The organism is Abyssibacter profundi, from assembly GCF_003151135.1.
GTDB lineage: Bacteria > Pseudomonadota > Gammaproteobacteria > Nevskiales > OUC007 > Abyssibacter > Abyssibacter profundi.
Genome location: NZ_QEQK01000008.1, coordinates 60,180 through 77,515, shown reverse-complemented (window position 1 = coordinate 77,515; position 17,336 = coordinate 60,180). Strand labels below are relative to the sequence as shown.

13 protein-coding genes are annotated in these 17,336 nt (G+C 63.7%); 5 read left to right on the top strand and 8 right to left on the bottom strand.

The window, feature by feature from the left end; translation table 11 throughout:
• Window positions 1-19 precede the first annotated feature (19 nt).
• The 3 genes from DEH80_RS10335 to cysB form a co-directional block, all read right to left on the bottom strand.
• Entirely contained in the window at window positions 20-499 is a 480-nt protein-coding gene (locus DEH80_RS10335) for a DUF934 domain-containing protein (RefSeq protein ID WP_109720422.1), read from the bottom strand.
• A complete protein-coding gene (locus tag DEH80_RS10330) occupies window positions 496-2,142 on the bottom strand; it encodes a nitrite/sulfite reductase (RefSeq protein ID WP_109720421.1) in 1,647 nt (548 codons plus the stop codon). Before DEH80_RS10330 ends, DEH80_RS10335 begins: the two co-directional genes overlap by 4 nt.
• Before the next feature lie 76 nt (window positions 2,143-2,218).
• Window positions 2,219-3,199: an HTH-type transcriptional regulator CysB gene (cysB, locus tag DEH80_RS10325; protein WP_109720420.1), complete on the bottom strand. Its 981-nt coding sequence runs from the start codon at window positions 3,197-3,199 to the stop codon at window positions 2,219-2,221.
• 106 nt (window positions 3,200-3,305) lie between these two features.
• Between cysB and cysG the strand changes: the two genes are divergently transcribed.
• On the top strand, window positions 3,306-4,706 hold the full coding sequence (gene cysG, locus DEH80_RS10320) for a siroheme synthase CysG (RefSeq protein ID WP_109720505.1): 1,401 nt from the start codon (window positions 3,306-3,308) through the stop codon (window positions 4,704-4,706).
• Window positions 4,706-5,542 (top strand): DNA/RNA non-specific endonuclease, encoded by an 837-nt coding sequence (locus tag DEH80_RS10315; protein WP_109720419.1) that lies wholly within the window; start codon window positions 4,706-4,708, stop codon window positions 5,540-5,542. Before cysG ends, DEH80_RS10315 begins: the two co-directional genes overlap by 1 nt.
• Before the next feature lie 38 nt (window positions 5,543-5,580).
• Here the strand turns inward: DEH80_RS10315 and dxs are convergent, their stop codons facing one another.
• The 3 genes from dxs to DEH80_RS10300 form a co-directional block, all read right to left on the bottom strand.
• Window positions 5,581-7,467 (bottom strand): 1-deoxy-D-xylulose-5-phosphate synthase, encoded by a 1,887-nt coding sequence (gene dxs / locus DEH80_RS10310; protein WP_109720418.1) that lies wholly within the window; start codon window positions 7,465-7,467, stop codon window positions 5,581-5,583.
• Between the two features lie 63 nt (window positions 7,468-7,530).
• The gene (locus tag DEH80_RS10305) at window positions 7,531-8,427 is read right to left on the bottom strand and encodes a polyprenyl synthetase family protein (protein ID WP_109720417.1); all 897 of its coding nucleotides are present in this window, start codon (window positions 8,425-8,427) and stop codon (window positions 7,531-7,533) included.
• Entirely contained in the window at window positions 8,424-8,675 is a 252-nt protein-coding gene (locus DEH80_RS10300; protein WP_109720416.1) for an exodeoxyribonuclease VII small subunit, read from the bottom strand. Before DEH80_RS10300 ends, DEH80_RS10305 begins: the two co-directional genes overlap by 4 nt.
• A 178-nt stretch (window positions 8,676-8,853) precedes the next feature.
• Between DEH80_RS10300 and parE the strand changes: the two genes are divergently transcribed.
• The 3 genes from parE (at window position 8,854) to htpX (ending at window position 13,997) form a co-directional block, all read left to right on the top strand.
• Window positions 8,854-10,752: a DNA topoisomerase IV subunit B gene (gene parE, locus DEH80_RS10295; RefSeq protein ID WP_109720415.1), complete on the top strand. Its 1,899-nt coding sequence runs from the start codon at window positions 8,854-8,856 to the stop codon at window positions 10,750-10,752.
• Between the two features lie 50 nt (window positions 10,753-10,802).
• The gene (parC, locus tag DEH80_RS10290) at window positions 10,803-13,031 is read left to right on the top strand and encodes a DNA topoisomerase IV subunit A (RefSeq protein ID WP_109720414.1); all 2,229 of its coding nucleotides are present in this window, start codon (window positions 10,803-10,805) and stop codon (window positions 13,029-13,031) included.
• A gap of 72 nt (window positions 13,032-13,103) precedes the next feature.
• On the top strand, window positions 13,104-13,997 hold the full coding sequence (gene htpX / locus DEH80_RS10285; protein ID WP_109720413.1) for a protease HtpX: 894 nt from the start codon (window positions 13,104-13,106) through the stop codon (window positions 13,995-13,997).
• A 276-nt stretch (window positions 13,998-14,273) separates the two neighbouring features.
• Here htpX and DEH80_RS10280 read toward each other — a convergent pair whose 3' ends face one another.
• A complete protein-coding gene (locus DEH80_RS10280) occupies window positions 14,274-16,325 on the bottom strand; it encodes an EAL domain-containing response regulator (protein WP_109720412.1) in 2,052 nt (683 codons plus the stop codon).
• Entirely contained in the window at window positions 16,322-17,332 is a 1,011-nt protein-coding gene (epmB, locus tag DEH80_RS10275; protein WP_109720411.1) for an EF-P beta-lysylation protein EpmB, read from the bottom strand. Before epmB ends, DEH80_RS10280 begins: the two co-directional genes overlap by 4 nt.
• Window positions 17,333-17,336: the final 4 nt, after the last annotated feature.

Below are 17,336 nucleotides of genomic sequence, written 5' to 3'. Positions count from 1 at the left end.
CTGAGGCAAGCCGGGCAGCTTATGCGCTGCGGCGCCGGCGGTAGGCGGGTAGCTCACCCGCCTGCGTGGCCTGATAGGCCGTCGTGAAGTCATTGAACCCGCGCGCCAACCGCTCGGCCTGTGCCGCATCCTCCACAGCAAACACATCAAAGCCGCAGCGCTTGAGATAACAGGCCTGGTCCTGGTGCAGGTCTCCCGTTGCGACTATGGGCCGTGTCCAATGAAGCCGGCTGCGTAGCACGCTGGCCTGGGAGTAGGCGCGACCGTCGGTGAAGGCCGGAAAATCCAGCGCGACAAAGCGAAATGCGGCGAGGTCGACTGGCAGGGACTCCACGTCCACCGTGTTTTCAAGGTGCAGGCCTAGCGGCTCACCGGCCTGGGCGACCGTGGGGTGGTCCAGGCCGATGGCTTCCCAGCCTTGCCCGCTCGGGGTGTCCTCGGCGCCGAGCAGGCGCCAGTCCACGGATTCAGTGGAACCGTCGATATGCAGCAGAATCATCCGTAAACCGCCTCTCGGAAAGGAGTGATGCCGAGGCGGCGAACCGTGTCCAGAAACAGTTCGTCGCCTTCACGGACCTCGGCGTAGCGGTCGACGATCTTGCGGATCGCCGGTGCAATGTCCTGACGTGACACCGATGCACCTAGCCGCTGACCAAGTTCGGCGTCTTCCGCGGCGGTGCCACCCAGGGTGATCTGGTACCACTCTTCGCCCTTCTTATCGACGCCCAGAATGCCGATATGCCCCACGCTGTGGTGGCCGCAGCCATTCATGCAGCCCGACATCTTGAGCTTGATTTCGCCCAGATCGTACTGCTCGTCAAGATCGTCGAATAAAGCATTGATCTCGCGTGCCACACCGATGGAGCCGGCATTGGCCAAGCTGCAGAAATCCAGTCCGGGGCAGGCGATCATGTCGGAGAGGGTGCCGTGATTGGGCGTGGCCAGGCCGACCTCATCCAGCGCCTTCCAGACGGTGTACAAGTCTTCGTGCGGGACATCGGGCAGGATCAGGTTTTGCTCATGCGTGGTCCGGATTTCGCCAAACCCATGCGTGTCGGCCAGGTCTGCGACCCGCTCCATCTGTTCTGCACTGCAATCGCCGGGCGCGTCGTCCGGGGCTTTGAGCGACACCGTGACGATGCGGTAGCCGGGCTGCTTGTGGGCGATGACGTTATGCGCCATCCAGCGGCCAAAACCCGACTCGCTTGCGGCCTGCGCGGCCACCGCATCGCTGTCGCGACGTGGCTCGTAGGCGGGCGGTTGGAAAAAATCCTGTATGTGGGCGATGTCTTCCGGCTCCAGTCGCAGGTCTGTATCGCGCAGCTTGTCCCACTCGGCCTCGACCCACTCGGCAAAGCGTTCGGCGCCGGATTCGCGGACCAGAATCTTGATGCGTGCCTTGTACTTGTTGTCTCGACGACCCAACCGGTTGTAGACGCGCAGAATGGCCTCGAGGTACGAGAGCATGTGCACCGGCTCAAGAAAATCACGGATGCAGGTACCGATGACCGGCGTACGACCCAGGCCACCGCCCACAAACACGGCAAAGCCACGCTCACCTTGGGCGTTCTCGACGATTTGCAGCCCGATGTCATGGACGCGGATCGCGGCGCGGTCGGTGGCGCTGGCGGTCACCGCAATCTTGAATTTGCGGGGCAGGTAGGCGAATTCCGGATGCAGCGTCGACCACTGGCGAATGATCTCGCAATACGGGCGTGGATCTTCCAGCTCGTCGGCGGCGACGCCGGCATACTGGTCTGACGTGGTGTTGCGAATGCAGTTGCCGCTGGTCTGGATGGCATGCATCTGCACGCTGGCCAACTCTTCCAGAATGTCCGGCACCGTTTCCAGCCGAGGCCAGTTGAATTGCAGATTCTGGCGGGTGGTGAAGTGACCGTAGCCGCGATCGTACTCACGCGCGATGCTGGCCAGCTTGCGGAGCTGTCGGGATGACAGCAGCCCGTACGGGATGGCGATGCGCAGCATCGGCGCAAAGCGCTGAATATAAAGCCCGTTCTGCAGGCGCAGCGGACGGTACTGGTCTTCGGTCAGCTCGCCGGCCAGAAACCGCTGGGTCTGGTCACGAAACTGACGGACGCGTTCGTCGACAATGGTTTGGTCGATGGCGTCGTATTGATACATCGGGCACGTCCGCACGGTGAAACGGGCGGCGAGGATAGCAATACCGCGCCCTGGCGCAAGCCGCATGGCCGCTTAGTTATAAGGCCGGAACCTCTCCGACATGCTCGGCCACAAAGGCCCGGCGCTCGGCGGGCTCGCGAATCTCGATGACCTGCTCGATCAGGTCGCGCTTGAGATGCGGAGCAAAGGTTTCGATGAATCGAACCATGAAGTCGCGCAGGAACTGATTACGGCGAAAGCCGATATGCGTGGTGCTTCGGCTGAACAAATGCCCGGCGTCGATGGCGACCAGGTCATCGTCCTCCTCGGCACTGTAGGCCATGTTGGCAATAATCCCCACGCCCAGCCCGAGGCGAACGTAGGTCTTGATCACGTCGGCGTCGACGGCTGTTAGCACCACATTCGGCTGCAGGCCCTGGGCCTTAAAGGCCTGATCCAGCTGCGAACGCCCGGTGAACCCGAAGGTGTAGGTGATCAGCGGGTAGCGCGCCAAATCCTTAAGCCCCGGATTGCTCACCGAGGCCAGCGGATGCCCCGGGCGCAGCAGCAAGGCGCGATTCCAGTGATAGCAGGGGAGCATGACCAGCTCGTCGAAATGGTGCAGCGCTTCGGTTGCGATGGCGAAATCGGCTTCGCCTTCGGCGGCCATTCGTGCGATCTGCGGTGGTGACCCCTGGTGCAGGTTCAGCGTGACATCGGGGTACTGCTTCTTGAAGGCCGTCACTGCAGGCGGCAGGGCGTAGCGAGCCTGGGTATGGGTGGTGGCCAGGCTCAGCACCCCTCGGTTGCCGTCAGAGAAGTCCTTGGCCACCCGCGAGATGTTGTCCACGTCCAGTAAGACCCGGTCGACAATCTGGACAATTTGTTCGCCGGCCGGGGTCAGCCGGGTCAGGTGTTTGCCACTGCGCTCGAACAACGGGACGCCCAGCTCGTCTTCCAGCAGGCGCAGCTGCTTGCTAATGCCGGGTTGCGAAGTGAATAGCGCCTCGGCCGCGGCCGTGATGCTGAGGTCATGCTTGACGATCTCGTGAACGAAATGCAGTTGCCGCAACTTCATGGCCGGGGTGTCGTGTCCGTATCAGTGGTTTGGTCACCTTACGTTAGACTTTCCGGGCGGTCCATGCGGCCGCGTGGTCCCACCGATCTTTTGCCGAGGCTTTGCGTTGCAGTACTTTCCCGTGTTTCTGGACATGGCGTCGGCCGACGTGCTGATCGTTGGCGGCGGCGTGGTTGCCGAGCGCAAATGGCGCCTGCTGGCCAAGACGCCGGCGCGTATCCGCATTGTTGCCCCCGAGTTGACGCCCAGCCTGCGTCAGGCGGCCGAATCCGGCGCCATCGACTGGGCGCCGCGAGGCTTTGAAGCCGCCGATGTCACCGGCCAGCGGCTCGTCATCGCCGCGACGTCAGATACGCAGGTCAACCATGCGGTGGCCGATGCCGCTCGCGGGGCGGCGATTCCGGTCAACGTGGTGGATGATCGGGCCGCCTGCACGGCCATCACGCCTGCCATCGTGGAGCGTGGAGAGCTTATCGTGGCGATTAGCTCCCAAGGGGCCATGCCCGTACTCGCGCGACGGGTGCGCGAACGCATCGAGCAGGCGCTGCCGCAGCGCCTCGGTGCGTTCATTGCCACGGCAGGGCGTTACCGTGATCGTGTCCGTGCGCAGCTGGCGCCGGCGCGGGTGCGCGGATTCTGGGAGCGCCTGGTCGACGGTCTTTGGCGAGAGGGTTTCGCCGAGTCGGACGCGGTGTTGGCGCAGCGGATTGATTCGGCGTTGGACCAGGCGGCCAGCTCGGAGGCGATGCAACCAGGACGGGTGACGTTGGTGGGTGGCGGGCCTGGTGACCCGGGGCTGCTCACCTTGCGCGCGCTGCGCCGGCTACAGGACGCAGATGTCGTGCTTTTCGACCGGCTGGTCAACCAGGCGCTGGTCGATCTGGCGCGCCGGGATGCCGAGCGCATCCACGTCGGTAAGCGACGGGATCGGCATACGGTGCCCCAATCCGAAATTAATGCGCTGATGATCGAACATGCCCGGGCCGGCAAGCAGGTGGTGCGGCTCAAGGGCGGCGATCCGTTCATCTTCGGGCGCGGTGGTGAGGAGATTGCCGATGTGGCCGCGGCCGGTCTGCAGGTCGAGGTGGTGCCTGGGATTACCGCCGCCGCCGGTTGCGCAGCCTATGCCGGGATCCCATTGACGCATCGTGACCACGCACAGTCCTGCATGTTGGTCACAGGACATCGTAAGGCCAATGGCGCCCTGGATTTACCGTGGACTGCCATGGCTGCGCCCCAGCAAACTCTGGTGGTGTACATGGGGCTGGCGACATTGGGTGAGCTATGTCAGCAGCTCATCGCCCATGGCCTGGCGGCCGACCACCCCTGCGCCATGGTTGAATCCGGCACGCTGCAATCTCAGCGGGTGGTGACGGGCACCTTGGCTACGCTGGAGGCCGCGGTCGCTGACACCGGCCTCACCGGTCCCGCGTTGCTCATTGTGGGCACCGTCGTCCGCCTGCGTCAGGAACTGGCCTGGTTCGATGAGCAAAGCGCGACACGCTGATGCGTCGGCGACAAAGGCGGTGGCTGCTCGCCGCTGCATTGGCGCTGGCGGCCTTGGTTGCCGGGCTGGTGCTACCCCCATCGGCGCAGCGGGCAGGCCTGCCGGGCGGTTGGCCAGACCCTGTCATCACCGATGGATTGCATTGGGTGCGTATCCTCGAATCGCCGGGGTTCTACACCGGCTACTCCGAGTGGCGTGGGGCGCCGTTATGGGTGGCGTATCGGAGCGGATGGGTCGAGAATCCGGCCGGGCCGCCGCGGCCCGAGCGCTTCACCCGTGACTGGCGGGTATTTCACCAGCCAGGCCCGCGCGCGCTGTCCGGCAGTGGGTATGGGCGCGGCCATCTGGCCCCGAATTACGCCATCTCGCGTCTCTATGGCCGCCAGGCGCAGCTGGCGACGTTTCGAATGACCAACATCGTCGCCCAGCGCCCGGATATGAACCGCGGGGTCTGGCAACGCATCGAGGAGCTGGAAACAGACGCCTGGAGCCGCGAGGCCGAGCAGTTCTGGGTCGTGACCGGGCCGGTGTTTGATGACGTGCGTGAATGGGTGGGCCAGGGCGTGGAAGTCCCCGATGCCCTGTATCGGGTCTTGCTGGCCAGAACGCCCGGCGGAGAGTGGCAGGCGTTGAGTTTCATTGTTCCGCAATCCGCGCCGCCACGGGCCGATCTGCGACGCTACGTGACCACGGTTGATGCCGTGGAAGCCCGGATCGGCTTTGACTTGTTTCCGGGGCTGGAGCCAGGGCTGGAAGCCCGAATCGAGGCCGCGACGCCATCGGCCTTCTGGCGACTGGATACGCTGTCGACGCGCCCCGGACGCTACACCGACTAAGGTGTGAGCCGTCCAGGGAACACCCGCGGCGTATGGGGCTAGCCCGTCTGGCCTGCCGAGCTCACATCGTCCAGATCACGTGCCCTCAGACGACGCTGGATGGCGCGCTGAATACCGGCGGCGTCCAGACCGAGGCTGGCGAGCATCTCTTCGCGCCCCCCATGCTCGACAAAGCGGTCCGGCAGGCCCAGGTTGAGGGCAGGGACGGCCAGATGCCGCTCCATGAGCACTTCGTTGACGCCGCTGCCTGCGCCTCCGGCCACCACATTGTCTTCGATGGTCACAAGCAGATCGGCTTCGTCTGCCATGCGCAGGATCATGTCCACGTCCAGCGGTTTGACAAAGCGCATGTCCACCACCGTGGCGTCGAGCAATTCAGCGGCCGCCAGCGCGGGTTCCACCATGATGCCAAACGCCAGAATGGCGACCCGAGGACGTCGGCGACCCAGGGCAGAGCGGACGATCCGAGCCTGACCCATCGTCAGGGGCTGCAGCTTGTCATCCAGCTCGGCGCCGGGACCGCTACCACGGGGGTAGCGCACGGCACTGGGGCCCGGGTGGGCCATGCCGGTTGCCAGCATGCGACGGCATTCGTTTTCATCGCTGGGCGCCATGACCACCATATTGGGGATGCAGCGCATAAAACTCAGATCGAACGCGCCGTTATGGGTGGCACCATCGGCCCCCACCAGCCCCCCGCGGTCGATGGCAAACATCACCGGCAGGTTCTGGATGGCGACATCATGGATGAGCTGGTCGTAGCCGCGCTGCAAAAAGGTCGAGTAAATCGCGACCACCGGGTGCAGGCCTTCGGTTGCCAGACCGGCGCCCAGCGTGACCGCGTGTTGCTCGGCGATGGCGACATCGAAATAGCGATCGGGGAATCGTTGGGCAAACTCGACCAGGCCTGACCCCTCGCGCATCGCGGGTGTGATGGCCACCAGGTCAGGATTGGATTCGGCCGCTTCACAAAGCCATTGGCCGAATATTTTGGTGAATGTCGGCCGGCTGCTCTTGGACTTGGGCATCTCGCCCGTGACGGGGTCAAAGCTCGTGACCCCGTGGTACGCAATGGGATCACACTCGGCCGGATCGAAGCCCTTGCCCTTGACGGTCGCGACATGCAGCAGCCGCGGTCCGCGGATCTGCAAGGCATTGCGCAGTGCCGGCAGCAGGCTGTCCAGATCGTGGCCGTCGACGGGGCCGAGATACTGCACACCCAAGGACTCGAACAGGTCACCGTCATCGGGCGACAGGTCCGATTCGGGCGCTGCGGCGCGGCGGTAGGCTTCCGCCGAGCGTGCGGCGTCCGGCCGCCGTGAAAACACGCGGGCACAGTGATCGCGCAAGGCGCCGACATTCTCGGAGATCGACATGTCGTTGTCGTTGTAGATGACCAGCACGTCGCTACCGGCTGTCCCGAGGTGGTTCAGGGCCTCGAATGCCATTCCGGCGGTCATGCCGCCATCGCCAATCACACAGGCCACACGCTGCTGTCCCCTGTTTCCGCGGATGCGGATGGCCTCGGCCATGCCGACGGCTGCGGAAATTGAGGTGCTGGAGTGTCCGGTTCCAAAGGTGTCGTATTCACTTTCCTCGCGGGCTGGAAACGGCGCAAGCCCATCCTTGCGGCGAATGGTTTCCAGGCGCGACCGGCGTCCGGTCAGCACCTTGTGCGGGTAGGCCTGATGGCCGACATCCCAGACCAGACGGTCATCCGGGGTGTTCAGCAGGTAGTGCAAGGCGATCGTCAATTCGACGGTGCCGAGATTGGCGGCGAAATGCCCGCCAATACGACCCAGGGTTTCGATCAGAAACCGGCGTAGGTCAACGGCGAGGGCAGGAAGCTGATCTTCCGGCAGTGCGCGCAAATCCTCGGGCGAGTGCACGCGACCGAGCAGAGAATATCCAGACGCGTCAGACATGACACGGAATTACCAGGCGGTGGGATCGCACCATTATGGGGCGGTATGGCATTGGCTTCAAACTTAGTGCTTCCGTTGAATCATGTGTTGTGCCAACGCGCGCAGCCCATCGGCTTCGGGACCGAAGCCGCGCAAATGGTCTAGCGCCTCGTCGGTGAGTGTTTGCGCACGCTGACGCGAGGCATCAAGCCCTAGCAGCGCCGGGTAGGTGGGCTTGCCGGCCGCGCGATCGGCGCCTTGGGGCTTACCGAGCACGGCCGTTTCGGTGGTTTCGTCGAGGACGTCGTCGTGGATCTGGAACGCCAGGCCGATGCGTGAGGAATACGCCTCCAGTGCCTGGACCGCGGTGTCAGCCGCGTCGGCCAAATCGGCGGGTAACAGGGTGGCGGCATGGATGAGGCGTCCGGTTTTCAACCCGTGCATGGTGTCGATGGTGTTCAGATCCGGCTGCTGCCCGACCTGCTGCAGGTCCACCGCCTGTCCGCCGACCATGCCGCAGGAGCCGGCCGCTCGGGCCAGCCGGCTGATCATGGCCAGCCGCTGCTGCGCTCCCCCAGCGATGCTGGCATCCGTGGCCAGAATCTCGAATGCCAAGGGCTGTAACGCGTCGCCAGCCAGGATGGCGGTCGCCTCGTCAAACGCTTTGTGGGTGGTGGGGCGGCCTCGCCTCAGGTCGTCGTCGTCCATCGCCGGCAGATCATCATGGATGAGCGAGTAGGCATGGATGAGCTCGACAGCCAATGCCACGGCATCCAGCCGGGCCGGCGCCAGGCCCAGGGCTTCACCGCTGGCGTAGACCAGCTGCGGGCGTAGGCGCTTACCGCCTCCCAGCACGGCGTAGCGCATGGCGGCGTGCAGCCGTTCGGGCAGGGCGTCGGGGGGCGGTAGCCAGCGCTGCGCAATCGCCTCCAGGCGTTGTGCCCGCTGTTCCAGTCGCTGCCGGAGCGTGTCGGGGGTCACGGGGTCGGCTCGTCGTCCGGCAGCGGCGTCTCTTCCCCGTCTTCGGTCAGCTGACGGATCCGCAGCTCGGCGTGGCGAACGGCATCCTGGCAGGATTTGACCAGTGTCACACCGCGCTCAAAGCGCTGCAGGGCCTGCTCCAGGCTCAAATCGCCGGATTCCATGGCTTCGACAATGGACTCCAATTCAGAGACTGCCGTTTCGAAATCTGAGAGGGAGACGGTTGCGGGCGCGTCGGGCTGGCTCATGGGTGTCGCGGGGGGGGCGGATCGGGCGCGCAAGTGTACTGGATTCAATCATGGCCGGCCCTTTGCCCTGACACCACGAGGCCGGGGTCAATCCGGAGCGCGCGATGCTTGATTGCGGCCTGGGGCTCCTTTACGTTGCCCACACGCGGCGCCTTGCCGCCTGTTCAGCACTACTAACATGACAAGCAGTTACGACGCGGCCTCCATTGAGGTGCTCAGCGGGCTCGAGCCTGTTCGCAAGCGCCCCGGCATGTTTACCGACACCGCCCGGCCCAATCATCTGGCGCAGGAAGTGATCGACAACAGCGTCGACGAGGCGCTGGCGGGCCATGCCACCGAGATTCGGATCACCGTATTCGACGATGGCTCATTGCAAGTCGAGGATGACGGGCGCGGCATGCCGGTGGATGTGCACCCGGAACATGGGGTGCCAGGCGTGGAACTCATCCTCACGCGCTTGCATGCCGGCGGAAAATTTTCCAATAAGAACTACCAGTTTTCCGGGGGGTTGCACGGCGTTGGCGTGTCCGTGGTCAATGCCTTGTCGACACGGCTGGAGGTGGAGATCAAGCGTGATAGTCAGCGCTGGGTGTCGACCTATGCCGGCGGCCATCTGACCGAACCACTCCAAGCCGTTGATTCGGTCGGCAAACGGAACACCGGCACGCGGCTACGGTTCTGGCCCGATGCCAGTTTTTTCGACACGCCGAAGTTTTCCATCGCCCGGCTGCGCCATGTGCTGCGCGCCAAGGCGGTGCTATGTCCCGGCTTGCGGGTGGTCTTCGACTACCCCGGTGCGGACGGGCCGGAAGTCTGGTGCTACGCCGATGGCCTGGCGGAATACCTGGATGAGGCTATCGGTTCCGCCGAGCGTGTGCCCCAGTCGGCATTTGTCGGGCATTTTGCGTCTGAACGCGAGGGTGTGGACTGGGCGGTGGCCTGGGTGATCGATGAAGACACCGATGCCACGGTGGTCACGGAAAGCTACGTGAACTTGGTGCCCACGCCGCAGGGTGGCACGCACGTTAATGGGCTGCGAACCGGGCTGACCGAGGCCATGCGCGAGTTCTGTGAGTTTCGCAATCTGCTGCCTCGAGGCCTTCGTATCACGCCCGATGATGTCTGGAATGGCTGCGGGTACGTGGTGTCGGTGAAAATGCAGGATCCGCAGTTCGCTGGCCAGACCAAGGAGCGGCTGAGCTCCCGTGAGTGTGCGGCGTTCGTGTCGGGCGTCGTCAAGGATGCGTTCAGTCTGTGGCTGAACCAGCATCATCAAGACGGGGAGGCGCTGGCTCAGTGGATTATCTCGGCCGCACAGCGCCGGACGCGGGCCGCCAAGAAGGTGGTTCGCAAAAAGGTCGTCACTGGACCGGCGTTGCCCGGCAAGCTCGCTGACTGCGTCGTCGATGACCCGGCCCAAACCGAATTATTCTTGGTGGAAGGCGACTCGGCCGGTGGGTCGGCGAAGCAGGCTCGGGACCGCACCACGCAGGCCATCATGCCGCTGCGGGGCAAGATCATGAATACCTGGGAGGTCGATTCGGCCGAGGTGCTCGGGTCTCAGGAAATCCACGATATCTCGGTCGCCATCGGCATCTCGCCAGGGCAAAGCGATTTGTCCGGCCTGCGCTACGGCAAGATCTGCATCCTCGCAGATGCCGACTCTGATGGCCTGCACATCGCGACGTTGTTGTGCGCGCTATTTCTGAAGCATTTCAGGCCGTTGGTCGAGCAGGGGCATGTTTATGTCGCCATGCCACCGTTATTCCGCATCGATATCGGCAAACAGGTCGAATATGCCCTCGATGAGGCCGAGCGGGACGGCGTGCTTGACCGAATCGCGGCCGAGAACATCAAGGGCAAGGTTTCGGTCACCCGATTCAAGGGTCTGGGTGAGATGAATCCGCCCCAGTTGAGGGAAACCACCATGGCGCCTGATACCCGGCGGCTGGTCCAGCTGCGCGTCGAGGCCGCCGATGCGGACGCGTTGTTTGACATGTTGCTGGCCAAGAAGCGGGCGTCCGATCGACGCGGCTGGCTGGAAGCTGAAGGAGATCGCGCCGAGCCTGTGGGCTGAGCGCCCTGGCGCAGCGTTGTTGCTGACCATCGAATCCAAACGAGTCGAACATGACTGACGAATCCGCGCTAGAGGGCGAATACCTGCCCCTGAAGACCTTCGCCGAGAAGGCGTATCTGGACTATTCCATGTACGTGGTACTGGACCGCGCCCTGCCGCATATCGGCGACGGGCTGAAGCCGGTGCAGCGTCGTATCACCTACGCCATGAGCGAGCTGGGGCTGAGTGCAGCCTCTAAGCACAAGAAGTCGGCGCGCACCGTGGGTGATGTGATCGGCAAGTTTCATCCGCATGGCGACAGCGCGTGCTACGAGGCCATGGTGATCATGGCCCAGCCCTTTACCTACCGGTATCCCATCGTCGACGGGCAAGGTAACTGGGGCTCGCCGGATGACCCCAAGTCGTTTGCGGCCATGCGGTACACCGAATCGAGGTTGGCTCCCTATGCGGCCACGCTGCTGGCCGAGATCGACCAGGGCACGGTGGAATGGGTTCCCAACTTCGATGGAACCCTGACCGAGCCACGGGTGTTGCCGGCCCGCCTGCCCAATGTGCTGCTCAACGGCGGGTCCGGGATTGCGGTCGGCATGGCAACGGATGTGCCGCCCCACAACCTGCGAGAGGTCGTGGCCGCCGCCCGGCATTTACTGGACAAGCCCAAGGCGCAGCTCGACGACCTGTTGGCACTGATGCCGGCCCCGGATTTTCCGACCGGCTGCGACATCGTCTCTTCGAGTGATGAATTGCGCGCGATTTACGAAACCGGCAACGGACAGGTTCGTGTACGCGCCGTCTTCGAACGCGACGGCCAGGATCTCATCGTGACCGCGCTGCCGCACCAGGTCTCCGGGGCGAAGATTCTCGAGCAGATTGCCGCACAGATGCGGGCGAAGAAACTGCCGATGGTCGATGACCTGCGTGACGAATCGGATCATGAATCCCCATGCCGATTGGTCATTTCTCCACGCTCTAACCGGGTGGATGTGGATGCGCTCATCGCCCACCTCTGTGCCACGACCGATCTGGAGAAGACCATCCGGGTCAATCTCAACATGATCGGGCTGGACGGGCGTCCGCGGGTTCGCGGCCTGGTGGAGATTCTCAGCGAATGGTTGGTCTTCCGTCGCCAGACCGTGCGTCGACGGCTGGAGCATCGCCTGGGCAAGGTCGAAGACCGGCTACATATCCTTGAGGGCTTGTTGGTTGCCTACCTCAACATCGATGAGGTCATCCGCATTATTCGCACCGAGGAATCTCCCAAGCCGGTGATGATGGATCGCTTTGGCATTTCAGAAATCCAGGCCGAGGCGATTCTCAATCTACGTCTGCGCCATCTCATGCGTCTGGAAGAGATGAAGATTCGAGGTGAGCAGGACGAGCTGGAGGCCGAACGCAAGTGGCTCTCTGGCGTGTTGGGATCGGAATCCAAGATGACGGCGTTGATCCGCAAGGAGCTGGCCGCCGACGCGGAGAAATATGGCGACGCCCGCCGTTGCGCGATCGAAGCGCGACCGCCGGCCCGCGCCCTGTCGGAGTCAGACCTGCTGCCCGCCGAGCCGATTACCGTCGTGTTGTCCGAACTCGGGTGGATTCGCGCGGCCAAGGGGCATGCGGTCGAGGCCGATGCGTTGAACTTCAAGGCGGGTGACGGCTATCTCTGCGATGTGCCGGGGCGTAGCAATCAGCCGCTCATCGTGCTCGACTCCACCGGGCGGTCCTACCAGCTCGCAGCTCATAAGCTGCCGTCGGCCCGGGGGCAGGGCGAGCCGCTGTCCGGCAAGCTCAACCCGCCGGCCGGTGCACGGTTCGTCGGCTTGATCCTGGGAGACGCGACACAGCGGGTGCTGCTGGGCTCCAATGCCGGGTATGGCTTCGTGACCAAAATGGCCGACCTCGAAAGCCGGAACAAGAGCGGCAAGGCCGTGCTCACCGTGCCGAAGGGCAGCCAAGTGCTGGCACCGCTGCCGCTGGTCGCGCAGGCGCAATGGCTTTGCGTGGTGGCGTCAACCGGTCGCATGCTGGCGTTCCCGCTGGAGGAACTGCCTGAACTCACCCGCGGTAAGGGCAACAAGCTCATGAGTCTCAAGAAGGGCGAGACGCTGGTGGGCTGGGCGGCGCTGGCACCCGGCCAGCAATTGCGGATCGAGAGTGGCGCGCGGCATATCGGCCTGAGGGTGGTCGATGTGGAGGCCACCTACCTGGGCAAGCGGGCGCAGCGTGGTGCCTTGCTGCCTCGTGGGTTCCAACGTGTGCAAAACGTGTTGGCGGTCGACGCTTGATTCGCGCCCGGTCGGGCACATATTGCACTGCAGACTGTCTTCCCCTCGGATTTGAGTAGAGGCTTTAACCGCATGAAACGCATTCTGCTGTTCGTCGCCACCAACATCGCCATCATGGTCGTGCTCACGGCCGTGCTCTTCGTGCTGAGCGCGGTGTTCGGCATCGACCTGGCTCAGAGCACCGGCGGGCAGTTCAACTATGCCGGCACCTTGCTGCTGGCCGCGGTCTTCGGGTTTGGCGGAGCCTTTATCTCGCTGGCCATGAGTAAGTGGATGGCCAAGCGGTCCATGGGCGCGCAGGTGATCGAACGACCATCCAACTCCCAGGAAGCCTGGTTGCTGCAGACCGTGCAACGTCTGGCTCGCCAGGCCGGCATCGGCATGCCAGAGGTGGCGATTTTTCATTCGCCGGCCCCCAATGCATTCGCAACCGGTGCCTCCAAGAATAATGCGCTGGTGGCCGTATCCACGGGCTTGTTGCAAACGATGTCGGCCGATGAGGTCGAGGCGGTACTCGGTCACGAGATCGGCCACATCGCCAATGGTGACATGGTGACGCTCACGCTGATTCAGGGCGTGGTGAACACCTTTGTGATCTTTCTTGCCCGGCTGGCGGCGTTCTTCGTAGACCGTGTCATCTTCCGTAACCAGGATGGCCGCGGTCCGGGGTATTTCATCTCATGGATCGTCTTCGAGATCCTGTTCGGCGTGTTGGCCTCGATCGTCGTCTGCTGGTTCTCCCGCCAGCGTGAATTCCGGGCGGATGCCGCAGGGGCTCATCTGGCTGGCCGGCGGAAGATGATCGCCGCGCTGCGCCGCCTGCAGGGCGGACAACCCGAGCCGCTGCCTGAGCAGTTCAGCGCATTCGGTATCGCCGGGGGCGTGGGTCAGGGCTTGCGCCATCTCTTCATGACCCACCCGCCGCTGGGCGAGCGCATCCGAGCCTTGGAAGCCGCAGACCGCTAGCCGGCAAGCCCGGCTGTCCACAGCGACCCGCCATCGGTGAACCGGGGCGGGTCGGCTTGTATAGCGCTGACGACGTCGCGCTGCCCCGGTGGGCGGCACTTTGTGAATTCCAGACGGCGAGAGCGGATGCAGGCTGGACGTGAAACCGGCGCCTTGCCTGAGGATTGCGTCTGACAGGGGGCATGCCGAGTCACCTGGCGCGCATCTCGAATGGCGCGGCCTGTCTGCTCGCACCCGGGCCGCGTTTGCACGGCCACGGGTGGGTGTCCAACGTGCCTAGACCAGGGCGATACTGTCGGCGAGCGGCTCGTCAGCCGTCATTGACGACTGTACGTGATTGCCCTGAACGTAATTGATGCCCAACTGCCAGAGCTGAGCCATCGCATTGGCGTCTTCGACATGCTCTGCGATGGTCCGGATGCCCTTGCTCTGCGCGGTTTCGATAATCTCGGCGAACTGGCGGCGTGCGCTGTCGTCTGATGATTCCAGCGAACGGGTGAATGCCGGGTCCAACTTGATGAACTCCGGCTCGACCGTGCTGAGCAATCCAATCGAGGCGTGTCGGTTGCCGAATCGATCGATGGCCAGGCGGCCCTGGCCGTCGATGATTTTCTGCCGCAGGGCGGCAAACTTGGATCGGTGGTCGTGAATCTGTCCTTCTCCGATCTCAAACACCAGCTGCGCCGGCCGGATGCGCTGGGTCTCCACGGCGTCCTGCCAGACCTTGAGCATGGCATCGGGGTTGGCCAGCGTCTGATTGGACATCCGGATGAACAGCGTGGGGTCGTCGCCGCCGGATTCGTCCGATTCGGCGAGCTGCCTGACCGCGGCCTGCATCACCCACTCATCGATCTGCGGCATCAGGCCGTACTCGATGGCAACCGGCAGGAAGTCCATCGCCATGAGTTCGCTACCGTCGCCGGTTAGCATGCGCAGATGGGTGTCCAGCAGGCGTCCAGGTTCGCCTTCCAGGCTGGCAATTGGTTGGAAGACCAGCCGCAGTCCGTCACCAGCCAATGCCTCGCGAATGCGCTGCGCTTGCTGGTCGGCGACGCGCTTGCGTTCCGTGGCCTCGGCCGTTGGGCCCATGAACACGCTCACGTTGCCGCCGCGGCGCGAAACCTGGGCGGCATTTCTTCGCATATCCCGGATGAGGCTTTGCGGCCGTTCATCCCCTGTGAGCGGGAATGACACGATGGTCGCGGTAATCGAGGTTTCGTGCTCCGCGGTTGTAAACGTCGCGGAGGTGACCACGTCCAGCAGTCGGTCGGCAAAGTCGCGCGTAGCCTCGGGTGAATCGCGGCGAATCAGCAGAATCAGCTCCGACATCGAAAACCGGAACACACGGTCGCCAGGTGCCTGGACCGGGGCCAGCATGTCATAAAGCCGTTGCAGCACCTGATCGGAATCCAGATAGCCAATCCGTTCCTCCAGGCCGTCGAACTGGTCGACCAGGACCAGGACCATGGCCTGGGTGCTGCCATCGGTAGGTGGGGTTAATGCTGACAGGCGCTTGAACAAATCGGGGCGGCTGCCCGGTGTAAATGCACGTTCCAGCGCGCCCTGGTGAATCATGCATTCGGTGATGAGTTCGCCATCGACCGTTTTGGCTGACACGCCCAGCTGGATGGGCGGTGTCACGCCATCCTTGCCCATGAGGCGAACTTCCGCCTCGATCTCAACGCCGGGTTTTTTCCGAGCACGCTTGAGTACGGTCTTGAGCGTGGACTGGTCGTCTAGCGCCGCGATATCCAGCAGGGTCTGACCGATGAGCGCGTCGTCACCGGTGGTCCGGCCCAGAATCCCGAGAAACGCTGGATTCACCTCGGTGATCACGCCCTCGTTGGCGTGTAGGACGGCGTCCCCGGTTTCCTTGAGCAGGGCGCGGGCGCGGGCTTCCAGCTCCTGACTGCGCTTGAACAAAGCGTGCATCCGCCGGCGGTCCGCATAGCATTCCAGCTCCCGACGTGCGATCAGTGTCAGATGGCGCATATCCAGCGACGAAACGAAGTCGCGCGCACCCAGATCCAGCGCCCCGACGGTGCGCATCAAGGTGACATGGTCGCCCATCACCAGTACCGGCAGGTCGGGATCAAAGTCCCGAACGGCGCGAATGACGTCCTCGACCGCCGGGTCCTTGAGGCGCTCTTCGCAGAGCACGAGTTCCGGCTCCAGGCTTTCGAGCATGGCACCGAATTCGTCACTGGCGCTGGGCCAGTGGACCTGGGTATGAATCCCGGTATTACGCAACTCGCTCTGGATCGTGTTCGCCAGATTCTCGGTACGGGACGCAACGATGAGCTGATGCTTATGAGAGCTGCGTGTCATGCCTGCGCCGTGGGTGGTACGTCCGACGTCACCGGCCGCTTCGACGCATCACCCGGGACCTCGCGGACGTAGCGGGGGACCAGGTAACCCGGCAATCGATCTCGCAATGCTTGCATCAGTGGCAGAGCCCGGCTGTCCGGAACACGAAAATGGGAGGCGCCGGCGACGGGGTCCAGCGCATGCAAATAATAGGGTAACACCCTGTTCGCAAAGAGGGCTTCGGATAGCGCCGCCAGGGTTGTGACATCGTCGTTGACCGCCTGGAGCAGCACGGCCTGGTTGAGCAGGGTGACACCGGCTCTGGCCAGGGCGTGCAGGCGTTCCGAAGCCTCTGGTCCCAGTTCATTGGGATGATTGACGTGGGTGACCAGCACAACGCGCAGGCGTGACGTCGCCAGTCGTTCCACCAAGTGGTTGGCCACACGTCCTGGGTCGACCACCAGGGTTCGTGAGTGCAATCGCAGCGTCTGCACGTGGTCGATGGCTTCCAGCGCGGCGATGAGCTTGGTCAATCGTTGCGCTGACAGAGAGAGCGGATCGCCTCCCGACAGAATGATTTCGTGCAGGCTTGGGTCCGAACGAATGGCGTCGACTGCCTGGTCGATTTGATGCCCCATGCCGACCTCTGCGTAGTCGGTATGTCGCCGAAAGCAATACCGGCAGTGAACCGCGCAGGCGCCGGTGGTGACCAGCAGAGCCCGGCCTGGATACTTGCGGATCAGCCCACCATCGATGGTGAATTGGGTCTCACCGACGGGGTCTCGGGAGGCCAGCGGGTCGGGGTCGCGCTCCTCCAGACTGGACAAGACTTGGCGTAAAACCGGGTCGTTGGGGTCGCCGGATCGGATACGCGCTGCCAACGAACGCGGCACCAGAAAGGGGAATTCCGGCGCGGTATCGACCGGATACGGCAGGTCGGAGACCTGCAGGTCGCAGTCGGCCAACAGCGCGAGCGGGTCCCGATAACTGCCGCGGGTTTCGGTTGCCTCTGGGACAGGCTGTATCATGCGC

Bases quoted from the DNA above. Each gene is read 5' to 3' on its own strand.
- parE (WP_109720415.1), top strand. From the start codon at position 8,854: ATGACAAGCAGTTACGACGCGGCCTCCATTGAGGTGCTCAGCGGGCTC.
- DEH80_RS10280 (WP_109720412.1), bottom strand. From the start codon at position 16,325: ATGACACGCAGCTCTCATAAGCATCAGCTCATCGTTGCGTCCCGTACC.
- parC (WP_109720414.1), top strand. From the start codon at position 10,803: ATGACTGACGAATCCGCGCTAGAGGGCGAATACCTGCCCCTGAAGACC.
- epmB (WP_109720411.1), bottom strand. From the start codon at position 17,332: ATGATACAGCCTGTCCCAGAGGCAACCGAAACCCGCGGCAGTTATCGG.
- DEH80_RS10330 (WP_109720421.1), bottom strand. From the start codon at position 2,142: ATGTATCAATACGACGCCATCGACCAAACCATTGTCGACGAACGCGTC.
- cysB (WP_109720420.1), bottom strand. From the start codon at position 3,199: ATGAAGTTGCGGCAACTGCATTTCGTTCACGAGATCGTCAAGCATGAC.
- dxs (WP_109720418.1), bottom strand. From the start codon at position 7,467: ATGTCTGACGCGTCTGGATATTCTCTGCTCGGTCGCGTGCACTCGCCC.
- htpX (WP_109720413.1), top strand. From the start codon at position 13,104: ATGAAACGCATTCTGCTGTTCGTCGCCACCAACATCGCCATCATGGTC.
- DEH80_RS10300 (WP_109720416.1), bottom strand. From the start codon at position 8,675: ATGAGCCAGCCCGACGCGCCCGCAACCGTCTCCCTCTCAGATTTCGAA.
- DEH80_RS10335 (WP_109720422.1), bottom strand. From the start codon at position 499: ATGATTCTGCTGCATATCGACGGTTCCACTGAATCCGTGGACTGGCGC.
- DEH80_RS10315 (WP_109720419.1), top strand. From the start codon at position 4,706: ATGCGTCGGCGACAAAGGCGGTGGCTGCTCGCCGCTGCATTGGCGCTG.